This window comes from Novosphingobium sp. YAF33 (genome assembly GCF_052113265.1).
Taxonomy (GTDB): Bacteria; Pseudomonadota; Alphaproteobacteria; order Sphingomonadales; family Sphingomonadaceae; genus Novosphingobium.
Genome location: NZ_JBFRCW010000001.1, coordinates 317,476 through 333,699 on the forward strand (window position 1 = coordinate 317,476; position 16,224 = coordinate 333,699).

17 protein-coding genes are annotated in these 16,224 nt (G+C 67.7%); 9 read left to right on the plus strand and 8 right to left on the minus strand.

The window, feature by feature from the left end:
- The first annotated feature begins 51 nt into the window (after positions 1–51).
- Entirely contained in the window at positions 52–669 is a 618-nt protein-coding gene (locus AB4Z00_RS01435) for a DNA-3-methyladenine glycosylase family protein (protein ID WP_442044583.1), read from the plus strand.
- 8 nt (positions 670–677) lie between these two features.
- Here the strand turns inward: AB4Z00_RS01435 and AB4Z00_RS01440 are convergent, their stop codons facing one another.
- Positions 678–1,796 carry an acyltransferase family protein gene (locus tag AB4Z00_RS01440; RefSeq protein ID WP_442044585.1) on the minus strand — a complete coding sequence of 373 codons (1,119 nt, stop codon included), beginning with the start codon at positions 1,794–1,796 and terminating at the stop codon, positions 678–680.
- Positions 1,797–1,806: 10 nt separating this feature from the next.
- The gene (locus tag AB4Z00_RS01445) at positions 1,807–2,106 is read right to left on the minus strand and encodes a 4a-hydroxytetrahydrobiopterin dehydratase (protein ID WP_442044587.1); all 300 of its coding nucleotides are present in this window, start codon (positions 2,104–2,106) and stop codon (positions 1,807–1,809) included.
- 64 nt (positions 2,107–2,170) lie between these two features.
- On the opposite strand from AB4Z00_RS01445, the gene ccmA reads away from it, so the two are divergent.
- The 5 genes from ccmA (at position 2,171) to AB4Z00_RS01470 (ending at position 6,196) form a co-directional block, all read left to right on the plus strand.
- Positions 2,171–2,752 (plus strand): heme ABC exporter ATP-binding protein CcmA, encoded by a 582-nt coding sequence (ccmA, locus tag AB4Z00_RS01450; protein WP_442044589.1) that lies wholly within the window; start codon positions 2,171–2,173, stop codon positions 2,750–2,752.
- Positions 2,749–3,408 (plus strand): heme exporter protein CcmB, encoded by a 660-nt coding sequence (locus tag AB4Z00_RS01455; protein ID WP_442044591.1) that lies wholly within the window; start codon positions 2,749–2,751, stop codon positions 3,406–3,408. The genes ccmA and AB4Z00_RS01455 overlap by 4 nt, the downstream gene beginning before the upstream one ends.
- A 123-nt stretch (positions 3,409–3,531) precedes the next feature.
- Positions 3,532–4,674, plus strand: coding sequence for a sulfotransferase family protein (locus AB4Z00_RS01460; RefSeq protein ID WP_132261734.1), 1,143 nt, complete (start codon positions 3,532–3,534; stop codon positions 4,672–4,674).
- Between the two features lie 32 nt (positions 4,675–4,706).
- Positions 4,707–5,330 (plus strand): carboxymuconolactone decarboxylase family protein, encoded by a 624-nt coding sequence (locus AB4Z00_RS01465; protein WP_134095122.1) that lies wholly within the window; start codon positions 4,707–4,709, stop codon positions 5,328–5,330.
- Between the two features lie 419 nt (positions 5,331–5,749).
- Positions 5,750–6,196, plus strand: coding sequence for a hypothetical protein (locus AB4Z00_RS01470; protein ID WP_132261730.1), 447 nt, complete (start codon positions 5,750–5,752; stop codon positions 6,194–6,196).
- 102 nt (positions 6,197–6,298) lie between these two features.
- On the opposite strand, the gene AB4Z00_RS01475 is transcribed toward AB4Z00_RS01470, so the two are convergent.
- Positions 6,299–7,459: an isovaleryl-CoA dehydrogenase gene (locus AB4Z00_RS01475; protein ID WP_132261728.1), complete on the minus strand. Its 1,161-nt coding sequence runs from the start codon at positions 7,457–7,459 to the stop codon at positions 6,299–6,301.
- Positions 7,460–7,578: 119 nt separating this feature from the next.
- Between AB4Z00_RS01475 and AB4Z00_RS01480 the strand changes: the two genes are divergently transcribed.
- The 3 genes from AB4Z00_RS01480 to AB4Z00_RS01490 all read left to right on the plus strand — a co-directional run bounded on the left by AB4Z00_RS01480 (position 7,579) and on the right by AB4Z00_RS01490 (position 10,469).
- Complete coding sequence (locus AB4Z00_RS01480) at positions 7,579–8,475, plus strand: LysR family transcriptional regulator (RefSeq protein WP_442044594.1); 897 nt, start codon at positions 7,579–7,581, stop codon at positions 8,473–8,475.
- Positions 8,476–8,900: 425 nt separating this feature from the next.
- Entirely contained in the window at positions 8,901–9,821 is a 921-nt protein-coding gene (locus AB4Z00_RS01485) for a LysR family transcriptional regulator (protein WP_442044596.1), read from the plus strand.
- A 114-nt stretch (positions 9,822–9,935) separates the two neighbouring features.
- On the plus strand, positions 9,936–10,469 hold the full coding sequence (locus AB4Z00_RS01490; protein ID WP_442044598.1) for a phosphoribosyltransferase: 534 nt from the start codon (positions 9,936–9,938) through the stop codon (positions 10,467–10,469).
- Between the two features lie 9 nt (positions 10,470–10,478).
- On the opposite strand, the gene AB4Z00_RS01495 is transcribed toward AB4Z00_RS01490, so the two are convergent.
- From AB4Z00_RS01495 to AB4Z00_RS01515, 5 genes are all read right to left on the minus strand, one after another.
- Positions 10,479–11,012, minus strand: coding sequence for a DUF4269 domain-containing protein (locus AB4Z00_RS01495; RefSeq protein WP_442045062.1), 534 nt, complete (start codon positions 11,010–11,012; stop codon positions 10,479–10,481).
- Positions 11,009–12,025 carry an adenosine deaminase gene (locus AB4Z00_RS01500; protein ID WP_442044600.1) on the minus strand — a complete coding sequence of 339 codons (1,017 nt, stop codon included), beginning with the start codon at positions 12,023–12,025 and terminating at the stop codon, positions 11,009–11,011. Before AB4Z00_RS01500 ends, AB4Z00_RS01495 begins: the two co-directional genes overlap by 4 nt.
- A complete protein-coding gene (gene guaD / locus AB4Z00_RS01505; RefSeq protein ID WP_442044602.1) occupies positions 12,022–13,308 on the minus strand; it encodes a guanine deaminase in 1,287 nt (428 codons plus the stop codon). The genes AB4Z00_RS01500 and guaD overlap by 4 nt, the downstream gene beginning before the upstream one ends.
- A 70-nt stretch (positions 13,309–13,378) precedes the next feature.
- Complete coding sequence (locus AB4Z00_RS01510; RefSeq protein WP_442044604.1) at positions 13,379–14,743, minus strand: NCS2 family permease; 1,365 nt, start codon at positions 14,741–14,743, stop codon at positions 13,379–13,381.
- Positions 14,744–14,900: 157 nt separating this feature from the next.
- Complete coding sequence (locus tag AB4Z00_RS01515; RefSeq protein ID WP_442044606.1) at positions 14,901–16,184, minus strand: spinster family MFS transporter; 1,284 nt, start codon at positions 16,182–16,184, stop codon at positions 14,901–14,903.
- Positions 16,185–16,224: the final 40 nt, after the last annotated feature.

Below are 16,224 nucleotides of genomic sequence, written 5' to 3' on the forward strand. Positions count from 1 at the left end.
TTGGGGCCGGCTGCTAATGGCTGCAATCCCCTTTTGCAAGGTAATCGAACTATGGGCTTAAGCGCTGGCGCACTGAAACTGGGACTCGACGCGATTGCGGGGCGAGAGCCCGCCATCGCCCGAGCGCTGGATGCGGCCGGCTACCCCGAACCGCGCATCCGCCCTACCGGATACGCCACGCTCCTGCGCACGATCGTGGGCCAGCAAGTGTCGGTGGCGGCGGCCTCTTCGGTGTGGCAGCGGCTGGAGGACCTGCTGGGCGAAGGGATCGCGCCCGAAACTTTGCTGGCCGCCGAATTCGACGCCCTGCGCGGCTGCGGGCTTTCGCGTCAGAAGCAGGGTTATGCGCGCAGCCTTTGCGAACTGGTGATCGCCGGCACGCTCGACTTCGACGACTTGCCCGCGGACGACGAGGAGGCAATCGCCCAGCTTGTGCGCATCAAGGGCATCGGCCGCTGGTCCGCGGAAATCTATCTGCTTTTCGCGGAAGGCCGCCCGGACATCTGGCCGGCCGGCGACCTTGCGGTGCAGGCCGGCATGCACAAGATCCTCGGCCTGGAAGCGCGCCCGAGCGAGAAGGAAGCGCGGGAACTGGCCGAAGCCTGGCGCCCCCATCGCGGCGCCGCGGCGATCTTCACCTGGCACTGCTACAACAACCCGGCCCTTTAAGCGGCGCCCTAAACGGAGAGGGGCGCCTTCCGTAGCCCCGCTTCGCCGAGAAACCGGCTCTCCATCCACCGGCGCAGGCGCGGGGACTGCCGTTCGGTCAGGATCGAAATTCCCGCGCAGGCCAGCACGATCAGCGCGATCAGGGCTGCGAACATCGGAAAACTGCGCCCGGCCTCGATCCCCCAGGACCGCAGCAGCTGGATCAGCGGCCAGTGGAACAAGTAGAGCGTGAAGGAAAAGCCGGCGAGCGTCCGGGCGGCTCCGTCCAGCCGCAGGATCGGCGCGGAAAGCAGGTTCACCAGCGGACGCGCGGCCACCAGCACCAGGGTCATGGCCAGGCCCATCAGCAGGTCCGACAACGCCCATTGCGACCATTCGGCATCGCCCGGCCACCACGCCTTGAGCAGGGGATTGAGCACCGCGTGATCGATCCGGAACAGGAACAGCGCCATCGCGCAGGCTGCCACGATCGCGACGGGCGCAGCCGCAAGGGGCAGGCGCCGGGCGGCGGGAACATGGGTCAGCGCCGCACCCATCAGCCAGACCGGCATCAGCAGGAGAATGGCCCCGCCCGCCGCCGCGCAGCCCAGCGCCACCGCAAGAATGCGCGGCCAGCCCCGCAGGAACACGGCCAATGCGAAGATCGCATAGTACCAGACCTCATAGCAGAGCGACCAGTAGGGCGGGTTCCAGACCGGTCCGGCCACCCCCGGCCAGGCGCTGAGGAAAGCCAGCGGCGCCAGCAGTTGCTTCGTCACTTCCAGCGCTTCCGCAGGGGAATTGTCCATTCGCACCGGCATCGGCCCCGCCAGCACATAGGCCGCCAGCGTCCCGAACAGCAGCGAGGGCACCGCGACCGGCAGGATGCGCGACAGCCGCGCCACGGCATAGCGCGGCAGGCTGGACCGGCCGCTCAGCACGGACGTGCTGATCACAAGGCCCGAAAGCACGAAGAACACGATCACGCAGTAGTGCTGCATGCGCACGCCGAAGGGAAACCAGCCGTGATAAAGCCCGAGCTGCACTGCATGGCCGATGGCCACGAGCAGCGCCGCGCCAAAGCGCACGAAGTCCAGCACGACCGAGAGCGGCCGCGTCAGGAAAGGTTCCTCGGCAGGCGGGCTCACGGGAGCCGAATCAGTCGCGCGGGGCGGCCGCGTCGATGAAGCGGGCCAGTTCCAGATCGCGGCGGCTCAGGCCATCGGCATCGTGGGTGGTCAGCGTGATCTCCACGCGGTTGTAGACGTTGAACCATTCAGGATGATGGTCGGCCTTGTCGGCCTGGATGGCCACGCGGGTCATGAAGCCGAAAGCCTCGTTGAAGTCCGCGAATTTCAGCTTGCGGACGATGGCGAGGCCGTCCTCGCGCAATTCCCAGCCGGGCAGTGCGGCCAGCGCTTCATCGCGTTCGGCGTCGGTAAGGCGGGCAATCGGCATGGGCGACTCCGTAAAGATGCAGCCAGCTTGGCACTGGGGGGGCTTTCCACTATCGCGTCACCCCATGCAAGGGGCCTCCATCGCCATCGACGACCTCGCCTGCCGGCGCGGCGACAGGCTGCTGTTTCGCGGCGTCTCGCTGCGGCTCGATGCCGGCGAGGCACTGCAGGTGACCGGGCGCAACGGCATCGGCAAGTCCAGCCTGCTGCGTATCCTGGCCGGCCTGGCCCCGGCCTTTTCCGGCGCCGTGACGACCGCAGGCAGCATCGGCCTGGTGGACGAACGCCCGGCGCTCGATCCGGGCTGGACGCTCGGCTCCGCCCTGGCGTTCTGGCAGCAGATGGACGGGAACAGCGAAGATCGGCACATGGCCCGCCTGGGTCTCTCGGGCCTGCTCGACGTGCCGGTGCGCTACTTGTCCACGGGGCAGAAGAAGCGCGCCGCCCTTGCCCGCCTGCTCGGCCAGGACGCGCGGATCTGGCTGCTCGACGAGCCGCTGAACGGGCTCGACAGCCATGCCGTCGCCCTGGTCGAGGCACTGGCGGCGGAGCATTGCAGCAAGGGCGGCATTGCAGTGATCGCTTCTCACCAGCCTTTCGCGCTGCCGGGCATGGCCACCCTCTCCCTTGCGGAGCACGCGGCATGAGCGTCAGGATCCGGCCCCTCCTCAAGCGAGACCTCACGCGCCTGCTGCTGGGCGGACGCGGCGGCGGGGCGCTGCTGCCGATCCTGTTCTTCCTCTCGGTGGCGATGCTCTATCCCTTCGCCGTCGGCCCCGACGCGCCGCTGCTGACGCGGACCGGCGGCGGCGTGATCTGGGTTGCCGCCTTGCTGGCCGCGATCCTGCCGCTCGACCGCCTGGTGGAGCCCGACATCGAGATGGGCCTGTTCGATCAGTGGGCGCTGCGCGGCATCTCCGAGGAACTGGTGATCGCGGTGCGGGTGCTCGCCCATTGGCTGAGCTTCGGCCCCCCACTCATGCTGGCCGCCCTGCCCGCCGCCGCCCTGCTCGGGCTGGACGGGCAGAGGCTCATGCTGGTCGAGATCGGGCTGCTGGCGGGTACGCCGGGCCTCGCCGCGCTGGGAGTGACGGTTGCCGCGCTCACGGCCGGCCTGCGCGGCGGCGCGGCGCTGGGGGGGCTGCTGATGATCCCCATGGCCGTGCCGGTGCTGATCTTCGGCGCGGGCAGCCTCGGCAGCGGCGGCACGGGCGGACTGGCCCTGACCGCGGCGGCAAGCCTGGTCCTGCTGGCCATCGCCCCTTTCGCAAGCGGCGCGGCGATCCGCGCGGCCCGCGGCTGACGATCTCGCGCGGCGCGCCGCCGGCGAGCGCTCGTTTCATCGCCACGGCGGTTGGCGCAGGTACCGCTGCCCAAGCATAGTGCGCTTCCAGATCCGGCCAGAACCGGACAGCGGGAGAATGCCATGGAAAGCCATCGGACGCTGATCGACAGGGCCAGGCGCGAAGCCGGGCTCGACGACTTCGGTGCAGACGGCTTTCGCGAGGGCCTGGAAATCCTGGTCGATTCCCTCGATCGCGAGGCCGGGCTCAATGCGCTGGGCGAAAGCGCTTTGGCGGAACGCATCGTCCTGCATCTCAGGCAGAGACTGGAAATCGAAGACTGGTATCGCCGCCATCCCGAGATCGCGGACGAGGAGATCCGCGCGCCGCTGTTCGGCGTCAGCCTGCCGCGCACCGGTTCCTCGGCGCTGTCGTTCCTGCTCGCGAGCGACCCGGCGATCCGCTACCTCAGGGTCTGGGAAAGCAGCCGCCCCTGTCCGCCGCCTGGCACTGTCGAAGGACCCGATCCCCGCCGGGGCGTCTCCGCCAGCAGCGCCGACGAGACGCTGAAAGGCGGCCGCCGCACGCCAAGCGGGATCGACGGCGCGATGGAGTGCCAGGACATCATGGCGCTCGATTTCAAGAGCCAGATATTCCAGGCTTTCGCCCAGGTTCCCCGCTATTCGGACTGGCTGCTCCAAGCCGACCTGACCGAGACTTACGCTTATCACAAGCGTGTGCTGAAGCTGCTGCAATGGCGGCAACCGGCGCGGCCCTGGCGGCTCAAGGCGCCCACGCACATGCTCTATCTCGATGCGCTGACGGCGGCGTTTCCCGATGCCCGCTTCGTCATGACTCACCGCGATCCCAGCGACGTGATCCTGTCCGTGGCCACGGTCTATGCCGACATCATCGGCAAGTTCACCGACCGGACCGACCATGCCTATCTCGGCGATCTCAACCTTCGGACCTGGTCCGAGGCGATGCGGCGGGCAATCGCCTTTCGCGATGGCGGCGGGGACCACCGTTTTCACGACATCCACTTCCGCGCCATGCTGCGCGACCCGCTGGGGCAGGTGCGCGAACTCTATGCCTGGCTGGGAGAGCCGGTCTCCCCGGAGTTCGCACGGGCAATGGCGGCATGGTGGGCATCGAACGAGAGCGAGCCCCGCATGGCCAAGCCCGATCCGGCGCGCTTCGGGCTCGATCCCGCAGCGGTGCGCGGCCATTTCGGCGACTATCTGGCGCACATGGAGCGCTGGGCGCCCTTCAGCGAAGCCGCTTGAACAACTTTCGGAAGAACCACAGGTGATGACAGATGGGTGAAGTAACCAGCGGCCCCGTAGACTTCGATGCCGCCGCGCGAGAGGCGCAGACGATTGCGGGAGGGCCGCGCTATGCGCCGCTGCGGCTCGACGAAGTGAGCCCGGAGGGACAGGAGCAGGTCGACGCGATCCGCGCGGCCTTCCATATCCCCGACAGTCGCCCCTTCCCCGACGTCAGCCTGATCACCTTGCGCCATCCGGGCATGTTCAAGGGGCAGATGGTGCTGGGTATCGAATTGGCCGCCAGAGGCGCGATACCCGGCCGTGAGCGGGAACTGATGATCCTGCGCCTGGCCCTGCTCGCCGGCGCGCCGTTCGAATGGTGCGAACATGTGGATATCGGCAAGGCCTTCGGCATCACTGCCGAGGACCTCGAACGCGTGATCGCAGGCTCTGCCGCGCCCGGCTGGACCGAACACGAATCGGCCATGCTGCGCGCGGTCGAGGAACTGCTCGCCGATTACTGCCTGGGCGAGGAGACCTGGGACACGCTGGCCCGGACTTGGGACGAAAAGCAGATGCTGGAACTGCCCATGCTCGTCGGCGCCTATCTGATGACGGCGATGCAGCAGAATTCCCTGAAAATTCAGCCCAAGGGCGGTTTCGATTACCGCTGATCCCGGTTCGCGGGATTCGGCACGCCGATAATCCGCGAATCGGCGAAACGAATCACTGCGAATCACCGCGTGTTTCGAAAGGCCGTCGCTCCCCGAGCGGCGGCCTTTTCTCGTGGAAAATATCGCCGGGTTTTTCGCACGGTTCACCGGCAACCAATCCGGCGGCGCCTGTGGACAAGCGCGGCAGAACTCCGGGATAACGGCGGGATAAGTTGGGGATTTTCCTGGAAAAAACGGGCCGGGGCGGTTTCTCGCGTGGTGCGTGAAATCGCCCCGGCCCAGTCGACAGGAAGGGCAGGCGGGCGCCCCATGACAAGCGCCGGCCCGAGGTCCTTGGTGCAGGCTTGACGGGCAAGACAAGCTGCGTAGACATAGCTAATGATAATCATTCTCAAATACAAGCCCATGGAGAACCAGGCATGTATCAGTACGTCGATCGCCCGCTGAATTCGCTCGACGAGGGGTGCCGTTTCCTCGTCTGGTCCATGCGCGCCTGGGTCACGACGCTGGCCCGCCGGCAATGCCCTGCGCAGGCGCTGGCCCCTGCTTTCGCCAAGTGGCGGATGATCGGCGGGCTCCAGCCGTTCCACCGGGCCATGCTGCTGTTCAACCGCGATGCGCTGGAGACCTTCGCCTTCTGCCCGATGGCCTGCAGCCATGTTTCCGAGCACGAGGCGGTGATTCTCGAACTCATCACCTCGCTGCGCGATCGCGGCCCCCAGCAGACGCGCGCCACGCTGGAACTGGTGGTTTCGGAAGACAGCGTGGGCGACGTGCTGGAAACGCTCTCGAAGCTCGGCGCGGCCATGGCCATTGCCGGCATTTTCCCCGGCGAACCGGTCGAAGCGAAGAACCAGCGGCATTGAACGGCGGCGCGGATGGAGGCCCGGCTTCGGGGCGCGTGCCGGAGGGAAGCGCACTTCCCTCCGGCGCTCCTCATTGAGCGGGAGCGGTGAGGATCGGCGGACTTATCCCCCGATCAATTCGCGCCCGATCAGCATGCGCCTGATCTCGTTCGTACCGGCGCCGATGTCGAGCAGCTTGGCGTCACGCAGATAGCGCTCGACCGGCCAGTCCTTGGTGTAGCCGGCCCCGCCCAGTGCCTGCACCGCCTCTCCCGAGACGCGGAAGGCGTTCTCGCTGGCGAGCAGGATCGCGCCGGCCGCGTCGAACCGGGTGGTCTGCCCCGCGTCGCAGGCCCGCGCGACGGCGTAGACATAGGCCCGCGCCGACTGCAGCGCGACGTACATGTCCGCCACTTTGGCCTGCATGAGCTGGAACGTGCCGATGGCGGTGCCGAACTGGCGGCGTTCGCGCACATAGGGGATCACGGTATCCAGGCAGGCCTGCATGATGCCGATCTGCAGACCCGCCAGCACCACCCGCTCGTAGTCGAGCCCGCTCATCAGCACTTTCACGCCGCCGTTCAGCGGGCCCATGACGTTCTCTTCAGGCACGAAGCAGTCGTCGAACACCAGTTCGCACGTCGGCGATCCGCGCATGCCCATCTTGTCGATCTTCTGGCCGATGGAGAAGCCGGCCATGCCTTTCTCGATCAGGAAGGCGGTGATCCCCCTGGAGCCTGCCTCCGCATCGGTGCGGGCGTAGACGACCAGCACTTCCGCGTAAGTGCCGTTGGTGATCCAGAACTTGGTGCCGTTCAGGCGGAAGCCGCCCGGCACGGCATCGGCACGCAGCTTCATCCCGACCACGTCGGACCCTGCCCCCGCTTCGGACATGGCCAGGCTGCCCACATGCTCGCCGGAAATCAGGCCGGGCAGGTACTTGGCCTTCTGGGCCTCGTTCCCCCAGCGCCGGATCTGGTTCACGCAGAGGTTCGAGTGCGCGCCGTAGGACAGCCCGACCGAAGCCGAGGCCCGGCTGACTTCCTCCACCGCGATCACATGTTCGAGATAGCCCAGCCCGGTGCCGCCCCATTGCTCTTCCACGGTGATGCCGTGCAGGCCAAGTTCGCCCATGGCAGGCCAGAGTTCGCGCGGAAACCAGTCTTCCGCATCGACCCTGGCCGCAAGCGGCGCGATCTGTTCGTCGGCGAAACGGGCCACGCTCTCGCGGATCATTTCCGCAGATTCGCCCAGCGCGAAGTCGAAATCCGGGGTTGCCTTCATGCCCTAGTCCCAATCTTTTCGAGCGCCGCTCTCCGGCGCCTTTCGTTAACCCGCAAGTTAGCGACCGGGCTCCCTGCAAACAAATTGAAACTTCCCGCCCGGTTCGATAAATTTTCCCAATGATAAAGCGCGCGCATATCCGCCATTTCCTGGCCGTTGCCGATTCCGGGAGCTTCAAGCAGGCCTCGGCGCGGCTCCACGTCACCCAGCCGACGGTCTCCACCAGCATTGCGGAACTGGAACGCCTGGTGGGATCGCCGCTGTTCGTGCGCGACCGGCGCCATGTTCGCCTGACCGAGCCGGGGGGCGCCTTCCTGCCGATCGCCCGCGACCTCGAAGCCGGCTTCCGCCGCGCGGACCAGTTCGGCCGGCCCATGCAGGAGCAGTGGCCGGACCTGAAGCTGGGCGTGATCCCGAGCGTGTCCGGCCCCCTGCTGGAGCGGCTCGCCCGCGAACTGGCCGGGAACTTCGGGATCGAACTGGTGGAGGGGGACGACCGCGATTTGCGCGGGCAACTCGGCAGCGGCAAGATCCAGCTGGCGCTGACGTTGCTGGGGGAGGACGAACAAGGCCCCTGCGCCCGCACGTTGCTGGAGGAGCCCTACGTCCTGGTCATGCCGGAGACGCACCGCTTCGCCGGGGCGTCGCTCGTGGCGCCGCAGGACATCGCCGGGGACATCATGATCGCCAGGCGGTCCTGCGAGGTGCTTCAGCAAACCAGCCGCTTTTTCACCGATGCCGGGGTGCGCCCGCGCTTCGCCTTGCGCAGCGAGAACGAGGACCGCTGCATGCGCATGGTCGCGGCCGGTCTTGGCGTGACGGTGGCGCCCCTGTCGCTGGCTCCTGCGGGAACGGCGACGGCGGAGATCGCAGGCTATGGCCTGAGCCGCAGACTGGGCTTGGTACGCGGCGCGGAATTTCCGGCGGAGGCGGAGGAACGACTGGCGGCGACGCTGGAGATCGTCTCCGCCAGCCTTCCCTCCCTGGCCCGTCAATCCGGTGCGGCGCCCTCATAGCGCCCGCCGGCTGTCTCCATGCCGACCGGGTCTTGCCGTGTCGGCCGTGAATATCCTGTCTTGCCCTGAACCCTGACTGGTGCACCCTGACTGGTGCACCCTGACTGGTGCACCCTGACTTGCGCACCCTGACTTGCGCACCCTGTGTCCGCACAAGCCGCCCGGTAACGGGCCTGCCTGTACGAGACAGCACCGAGCGGGGGCGCTCCCGAACCGGGTGTCCCTTTTTACCCCCAAATGCGGAGAAGCGCCCCCTACCGTCATGCGGTTCGCGCACTGGCAGCGGCCTCGTTGGGAGAGCAGCCGCCGCCAGCGCGTTCGCACGTTTCGGTGTTGCCCATTAGGTAAAGAGCTGACACGATGCGATCAAACGCAATGAATTTGACGCAGCGTTGCAAAAATTAGAGCAGGTCCAGACAGTCCCGATGCCGGCATTTTCCCGTTTCCTGCGCTACTTCATGGCGGTCGGCCGCCTCGGCTCGATCCGCAAGGCCGCCGACGAACTGAACGTGTCCGCCTCCGCCATCGACCGGCAGATCCTGAACGTGGAAGCCGAACTGGGCCTCCCGCTGTTCGAGCGCCTGCCCACCGGCCTGCGGCTCACCGCGGCCGGGGAGATGATGATGGCCTCCGGTGCCCACTGGCAGCAGGGCATGGCCAGCCTGCGCGGACGGATAGAGGACTTGCGCGGACTGAAGCGGGGCCACGTCGACATCGCGGTGATCGATGCCCTGGCGACGGGCCATGTCCCTGCGACGCTCCACGCCATCCAGCAGCGCTATCCGGGCATCACCCTGGGCATCAAGGTGCTGGGCAACGACGCGGCGCGGCGGGCGGTGATCGACGGATCGGTGGATTGCGGCATCCTGTTCGAGCCGCAGTCCTACCGCGACCTTTCGGTCCGCGCCTTCACCGAAGTGGTGCTGGGCTTCGTCACGCCGCCCGGCCATCCTTTTGCCGCCCTGCCCGAGGCGCGCTTCTCGATCTGCGCGGACGAGCCGATGATCATCCCGGCCGAGCCGCTGGCGGTCTATCAGCAGATCGCCGTGCTGGAAGGGGCTACGGGGATCGCCCTCACGCGCAAGGCGAGTTCGGACAATATCCAGATGATCACCGCGCTGGTCACGCAGGGTGCCGGGGTGGGCGTGCTCACTTCGCTGGATGTCCGCACCGAAGTGCAACGGGGCAGCCTGGCCTTCACCCGCATTTCCGATTCGCTGCTGCGGCCGATGACCCTGGCGCTCTGCACGGCCTCGGCCCGCACGCCGTCTTATGCCGCGAACCTGGTGATCGGCGAATTCGAGCACGGATTTGCCGCGCTTGGCCATGCTGCTTCAACGGCTTAGGCCCCGCCCGGCCTCTGCGGGAAGCCCAGGCGGCATCGCGCGATTGCGGATTTCGCAAGAACGCGGTAACCGGAGCAGCTTCCTCCCCACATTCGCGTTCAGGATTTGCCCCGCATGAGTGAAGCTTCCGAGCCGCAGCTCCATTATCTCGAGTATTACGAAGACTTCCTTGCCAAGGTTCGCCAGCTTTCACGGCAGGTGCAGCAGGGCGAGTGGAAGCCCGAATTCGTCATCGGCCTCGGCCGCGGCGGATTGGTTCCGGCCGTCTATATCTCGCACCAGCTGTCGCTGCCGATGCTGTCGATCGACCATTCGTCCAAGATTCCCGGCTTCGCCGACGAACTGCTGGCGAAAGTCGCGGCGATGAGCGCCGAGGGCACGCGCATGCTGTTCGTGGACGACATCAACGACACCGGCGGCACCATCGAATATATCCGCAGCCAGCTGACCGAAGGCGGCTGCGACCACGGCAACTTGCGCTTCGCGGTGGTGATCAACAACAGGAGTTCCAAGGTCGGCGTCGACCTCTGGGCCGAAGTGATCGACCGTACCGACGACAAGCGCTGGTTCGTGTTCCCCTGGGAATCGGTGGGCACGCGCGAAAGCATCGTCGAGGAAGCGCTTTCGGTGCCCGAACGCCTGGCCTGAAGCCGGGGGTCATGCCCCGGGGCTTCCCCCTGGCTTCATGACCTCCAGCAATCCGGCGTCGTCCATCTCCGCCAGGTCCAGCATGGCGCGGTAGGGATCGCCCTCCAGCCCGAGCACTTGCGCAAAGGCCGGCTCGGTCTTCGCGCCTGCCCTCCGCGCCGGCAGGACCGCGTCCCGGAACGCCGTGCCGCCAAGGCCGAGCAGCCGCTGCTCCACCGTGAAGTGGCGCCAGCCGTGCTGCCCGGCGACCGGCCGCGCCTGGCCGAATATCTCGAAAGGCAGCCCTTCCACCGAGAACGTGGCCACCACCGGGCGGTCCGCCTTGCGCCACTGCCACATGGCGAAATGTTCGAAACGTCCGCACTCCGCCCACAGGGCCGCGGCGAACAGGTCGGGATCGGGGGCATGGCAGAGCACGTCGATGTCGCTGCCGGGAACCGCCAGGCCGAGCGGGAACGTCCCGGCGACATGCGGATCGAACCGGGCGAGCCGCAGGAGAATGCCGCTCGCCGCCAGGGCCGCCTGCCAGTCCGGCCCCCTCAGCGATGCGCCTCCAGATAGGCTTCCAGCCGTTCGAGATTGGCCGCGACGGCCTCGGCCGGCAGGAACGAGCCGGTGAAGCTGTTGCGCGCCAGGGTCCCCAGCGCTGCCTTGCCCAGACCGCGAGCCGCAGCGACGGCGCGGTAATTGTCAGCCACGTAGCCGCCGAAGTAGGCCGGATCGTCGGAATTGATCGTGGCCTTGAGGCCGTGAGCGAGCATCGCGTCGATCGGGTGATCGGCCAGGTCGTCCACCACGCAGAGCTTGTGGTTGGAGAGCGGGCAGACGGTCAGCGTCATTTCCTCACGAACCAGGCGCGCGATCAGCGCGGGGTCTTCCAGCGCGCGGTTGCCGTGATCGATGCGGTGGACGCCCAGCAGGTCAAGCGCCTGATGGACATATGCGGGCGGGCCTTCCTCGCCGGCATGGGCAGTGATCCTGAGGCCCTTTTCGCGCGCGGCGGCGAAGACCCGCGCGAATTTCTCGGGCGGGTGGCCGACTTCGGAAGAATCCAGCCCCACGGCCTCGATCCGGTCGAGCCAGGGCTCCGCCTCGGCCAGAGTGGCAAAGGCGGCCTCCTCGGAGAGATGGCGCAGGAACGAGAGGATCAGGCTGCTGGTCATGCCATGCTCGGCGTGGGCGGCCTCCATGGCGGAGAGCAGGCCCTCGATCACTTCGGCGAAAGGCACGCCGCGGTCGGTGTGGGTCTGGGGATCGAACATCAGTTCGGCGTGGACCACCCCGTCCGCCGCCGCACGGGCGAAGTAAGCGGCGGCGAGGTCGTGAAAGTCCTGCCGCGTCAGCAGCACGTTGGCGCCCGCGTAGTAGATGTCGAGGAAGTCCTGCAGGTTCGAGAAGTCGTAGGCGGCACGCACTTCTTCCACCGTGGCGAAGGGGATCGACACGCCGTTGCGCTCGGCCAGGGCGAACATGAGTTCGGGCTCCAGGCTGCCTTCGATGTGGAGGTGAAGCTCGGCCTTGGGCAGGCCGGCGATGAAGCTGTCGAGATCGGTCATGTCTTGTCCCTGTTCCAGGCGCAGCGGCCCAGCAGATAAGTGCGCGCCACGGCGCGGTCGTCACCCAGCACCTGCAACGCGAAGAGCCGCTCTGCAAGTCCGGCGTCGCGGGTGCGGCGCGCGAGCAGCGGCGTCGCGCAGGGGTCCAGCACCACGAAATCGGCTTCCTGCCCCACGTCCAGCCGCCCCACGCGGTCGCCGATGTGGAGCAGCGCCGCGCTTCCCCCGGTCGCCAGCCAGAGGGCGCGGAACGGGTCGAGCGCCGTGCCTTTCATTTGCGCCGCCTGATAGGCGATGCCCTGGGTGTGGAGCAGCGAGAACGTCGTGCCCGCCCCCACGTCCGTGCCGAGGCCCAGACGCAGGCCGTGCCGGTCTGCCTGCCCGAAATCGAAGCAGCCGGAACCGAGGAACAGGTTCGAACTGGGGCAGACCGCGATCCCCGCCCCGCTTTCGTGGAGCCGGTGGCCGGCCCTCTCCGACAAGTGGACCCCATGTGCGAAGACCGCGCGGTCCGTGACGAGGCCGAAGCGGTCGTAGGCGTCGAGGTAGTCCGCCGCTTCGGGAAAGCGCGCCGCCACTTCCACGCATTCGCGCAAGTTCTCGGCCAGGTGGGTGTGAAGCAGCACCTCGGGATGCTCGGCCAGGAGCGCACCGGCATCGGCAAGCTGCGTGTCGGAGCAGGCCAGCGCGAAACGCGGTGTGACGGCGTAGCCCAGCCGCCCCCGGCCGCGCCAGCGGCGGATCAGCGCCTCGGTTCCGGCCCGGCCCGACGCGGGCGTGTCGCGCAGCCCTTCGGGGCCGAGGTCCATCAGCACTTTTCCGGAGACGATCCGCATGTCCCGCGCCAGCGCCGCTTCGAACAGGGCATCGACCGACTGTTCGTGAACCGTGGGATAGACCAGCGCGCTGGTCGTGCCGTTCCTCAGCAATTCGTCGAGGAAGAAGGCCGCCACGACATCGGCGTGGGCCTTGTCGGCAAAGGCCTTTTCGGCCGGGAAGATGTGGCGTTCCAGCCAGTCGAGCAATTGGTCGCCATGCGCGGCGATGCGGTCGGTCTGGGGGTAGTGGACATGCGCGTCGACGAACCCCGGCACGACGAGGCCGGGCAGCGTCTCCACCGGCACTTGCCCGTAGCGTCCGGCCAGTTCGGCATAGGCCCCGCGCGCGGCGATCACCCCGTCCTCGACCACCAGCAGCCCGTCGGGCTCGTGACGGATCGCGGCGGGATCGTGCTGGGGGTCATGGGAAACGGAGAGGATTTCGGCGCGAAAGGCTTGGATCATCCGCCTTGTCCTAGCGGGCGAACGGCACGAAGGCGAGCGCCGACGCGCCGCTTCCCGCGTGACGCCCCGTTCACCCGCCCGCCAGCCAGGCGAAGCGAGCGACGAAAAGCAGCGCCAGAACCAGCAGGAACCAGTCCTTCCGCTGGATCGTGCCGCGCACCAGCTTGAGCAAGGCATGGGCGGTGATGCCGAACGCCAGGCCGTTGGCGATGGAGAAAGTGAACGGGATCATCGCCACGGTCAGGAAGGCCGGGATCGCCGCCAGCGGGTCTTCCCATTCCACTTCGGTCAGCGGCAGCAACATGAGCCCGCCAACGATGATCAGCGCCGGTGCAGTCGCCGCCAGCGGAATGACCTGGGCATAAGGCGCCACGAACAGGGTGGCGAGGAACAACAGCCCGGTCACCACCGCGGTCAGTCCGGTGCGCCCGCCCGCCTGCACCCCTGCCGCGCTTTCGACATAGCTGGTCACCGTGCTTGTCCCGGCCATCGAACCGACGATGGTGGCGGCGGCGTCGGTCACGAGAATACGGTTGAGCCGCGGGATCCGCCCCTGCCCGTCCATCAGCCCGGCCCGCTTGGTCACCGCCACGAGGGTGCCGATATTGTCGAACAGGTCGACGAAGAGAAAGACGAAGAGGATCTCGAACAGGCCCAGCCCATGGCTGCCCGAAAGCCCGAAGACGCCGGCGAGGTCCAGCTTGAAGGCCGTGCCGGTCAGGGTGTCCAACGAATAGGGTTCGGGATGGACCGAGACCATGCCGCAGAGCCAGCCGAGCGCGGTCGTGGCGAGAATGCCGATCAGCATGGCGCCGCGCACGTTCCACACGGACAGCGCGCCGATCAGCACCAGTCCGAACAGGGCCAGCATGGCGCCGGGCTCCCTCAGGTTTCCGAGCGCGACGAAAGTCGACGGATCGGCAACCACGATGCCGGCGCTTTTCAGCCCCACGAAGCCGATGAACAGGCCGATCCCCCCGGCCACCGCCGCGAAGAGATAGTGCGGGATCGCGGCGATGATGAGCTGCCGCACGCCCGTGACGGTCAGTGCCAGGAAGGCCACGCCCGACAGGAACACGCAGCCCAGCGCCACCGGCCAGGGCACGCCCATCTGCTGCACCACGGTGAAGCTGAAATAGGCATTGAGCCCCATGCCGGGCGCCAGCGCCAGCGGCGTATTGGCCACCAGCCCCATGAGGATGGAGGCAAAAGCCGCCGCAAAACAGGTCGCCGCCGCCACCGAGGCCACCGGCATGCCCGCCGCGCCCAGGATCGCAGGGTTCACCAGCACGATATAGGCCATCGTCAGGAAGGTCGTCATGCCCGCCAGGACTTCGGTGCGGGCGGTGGTTCCCCGTTCCTTCAGCGCAAACCAGCGTTCCAGCGCGCCATCCGGCGGAGTGCCCGGTTCGAATTGCGTTTCGGTGCGCGTCACGTTCTCGTCCCCAACAGTTCGCGCGGCCGCGCGCGGCTGCGACGGCTTTCGGCCGGTGGAGTCCTATCGGCAATTGCCGGAGGCGGCGCAACGGGCTTCGACGGTCTTGCCCGATCGCTGGCCGCCTATTCCCGGCCGGGACCGCCGGAATGGAGGATCAGCGCTCGTTCACCCATTCGCGCCGCAGGGCGGGTCCGGCTAGGCTCATCAGCAGGGCCGCGAGCACGTAGAGGCCCAGGCCCAGGAGCATGGAATAGCGCAGCGATTCCGCGCCATAGACCGGCGCCAGCGCCTTGGACAGCGCACCGAGTGCGTAGATTCCGCCGCCCAGGCCGATGAGGTTGTTGATCAGCAGGAACAGGGCCGAAGCCGTCGCGCGGGCGGGCGGCTCGACGAGGTGCTGGACCGCGCTCGTCACCGGGCCGAGCCAGACATAGGCCAGCGCCTGCGGCAGCAGGAACAGCACGAAGGCGAGCGGCACGCTGGAGGTCCAGATCCCGCCCGCGAACAGCGGCACGGCCACGACATAGGCCATGGCCGGAACCCGCCCGTACCAGGCGCGGTCGGCACGGCCGAGCCGGTCCGCAAGGAGGCCGCCGGCCAGCACCCCCACGGTCCCGCCGATCAGCAGGACCGCGCCGATGAACCAGGAGGTTTGGACGAGGTCCAGCCCGAAACTGCGCTGGAGCAGGCTGGGCAGCCAGAAGGCCAGGCCATAGCCCAGCATCGAGCTGGAAGCCGCGCCGAAGCTCAGCAGCCAGAAGGCGCGCTTGCGGGCAAGCAGCGCGGCCACTTCCCCGAAGCGCACGGACGGCGCCATGCCCGGTGCGGGGCGGGGCTGGTCCCGGACCACGAACTTGAACAGCGGCGCGATCAGCAGGCCGGCAAGGCCCACCGCCACGAAAGCCGCGCGCCAGTCCACCCGCGCCGCGACATAGCCTCCGGCCAGCACACCGGCCGCCGAGCCGAGCGGGATGCCCAGCGAATAGACCGAAAGCGCGAAAGCCCGCCGCTCGCTGGGGAAGTGATCGCCGATCACCGCATAGGACGGCGCGACGCCGCCCGCCTCTCCCACACCGACGCCGAGCCGGGCGAGGAAGATATGCCAGAAGCCGGTGGCCGCGCCGCACAGCGCGGTGAACAGGCTCCAGACCACCATGGAACCGGTAATGACCCAGGACCGGCTGGTCCGGTCGGCCAGCCAGGCCAGCGGAACTCCCAGCGTCGAATAGAGCATGGCGAAGGCGAGGCCGCCCAGCATGCCCATCTGCGCATCGTCGAGGCCCAGGTCCTTCTGGATCGGCGCGGCCAGGATCGCCAGGATCTGGCGGTCCACGAAGTTGAAGATGTAGACCAGCAGCAGCATCGCCAGCACCAGCCGGGGCGAGGCCGACCTGCGGGCAGTTCCGGTGGATTGCCGGTGGGAGAGGTTATCGTGCATCGTCAGTCTCTTTCCTCATCCCGGACGGGATCCGGGACCA